This is a genomic window from Shewanella atlantica (genome assembly GCF_003966265.1).
Lineage (GTDB): Bacteria > Pseudomonadota > Gammaproteobacteria > Enterobacterales > Shewanellaceae > Shewanella > Shewanella atlantica.
Window position 1 is genome coordinate 1 of record NZ_RXNV01000041.1, and the last position, 1332, is coordinate 1332.

1 protein-coding gene is annotated in these 1332 nt (G+C 42.3%); it reads left to right on the forward strand.

Annotation, left to right across the window (positions count from 1 at the left end; all coding sequences use genetic code 11):
- Positions 1–119: 119 nt before the first annotated feature.
- A complete protein-coding gene (locus tag EKG39_RS23220) occupies positions 120–1313 on the forward strand; it encodes an IS4 family transposase (RefSeq protein WP_126508323.1) in 1194 nt (397 codons plus the stop codon).
- Positions 1314–1332: the final 19 nt, after the last annotated feature.

Below are 1332 nucleotides of genomic sequence, written 5' to 3' on the forward strand. Positions count from 1 at the left end.
CTGACGAATCCCCACAAAAAGGTAAGCTGAAATAATGAGATAGGTAAAATAGTGAGGAACATTCATGGCATTTGGTGATCAAATTTATCGCCAAACAAAAATTACCACGAGTAAATGCCATGAATGCGAAACAAGTTTTATCAAAATGCCTATCGCTTGTCACCCCGTTAATGCACAAAACTCGCCGACAGAGTTTGTTTTCAGCAATCGAAAGCTCAATGAGTGGCGGTTCACTATCAATAACTGGCCTTGGTCGCGACATTGATAGTAAAGCCATGGAAAAACATAAGATTAAACGTGTAGATAGGCTTTGTAGTAACACCAACTTACATCGTGATATCGAGTTCATCTATACCCGTATGACCTACCTGTTAGTTGGGACAATGAAACAGCCAATCATTCATATCGATTGGTCAGATCTTGATGACCGCAAGCAACACTTTCTCATCCGGGCATCGCTCGCGGCTCAAGGCCGCTCTCTTACTCTCTACGAAGAAATACATTCACTGAATAAGAAAGAGAAGCCAAAGACTCATCTATTATTTATGACAAAACTAAAGGCTATGCTACCTAATGATTGTAAGCCTATCATCGTAACTGACGCTGGCTTTCGCATCCCTTGGTTCAAACAGATTTTGGCTCTTGAGTGGGATTATGTAGGTCGCTTTAGAAATAGAACGCACTGTAGAAAAATCGCGATTCATCATTGGTATCCAGTCAAAAAGCTTTACGCTCAAGCAAGCTCTAGAGCTAAGGATCTCGGCGAATACTTTTTAGGTGAACAGGTCTCTTTCAACTCTCGTTTAGTTATCTTCAAACGCGATCCTAAAGGACGAAAAGACAGAACTGCAACAGGTGATAAAGCTAGGCGGAGCAAGCGGTCTCGTGCAAGTGCAGAGCGAGAAAAAGAGCCTTGGTTACTCGCGACATCTCTTTGTAACTCAAGTGCTACGGCTAAAAGAGTCGTTAAGATTTATGCGACGAGGATGCAGATAGAAGAAAGCTTTAGAGATGTTAAAACGGGTCTAAAAATGAATGATAGCGGTACTCGAATAGCGAGCAGGCTCTGCGTATTGTTACTCATTGCCTGCCTAGCTCAATTTATCCTGTTCCTGCTAGGTTTAGCCGTCAAAGCTGCCAATAAACATAGGCAATACCAAGCAAACTCAATAAAGCACCGCAACGTACTCTCAAACCAATTTATTGGCTTAAGAGCATACAAGGATAAGAAGTTGAGGTTAGTAAAGGCGCATTGGCAAGCTGCGATACAGTCACTACTGGATTTAGTCAGGGATCCACAAGCATGCTATTAAATTCGTGGGGATCCCACAG

Bases quoted from the DNA above. Each gene is read 5' to 3' on its own strand.
- EKG39_RS23220 (WP_126508323.1), top strand. From the start codon at position 120: ATGAATGCGAAACAAGTTTTATCAAAATGCCTATCGCTTGTCACCCCG.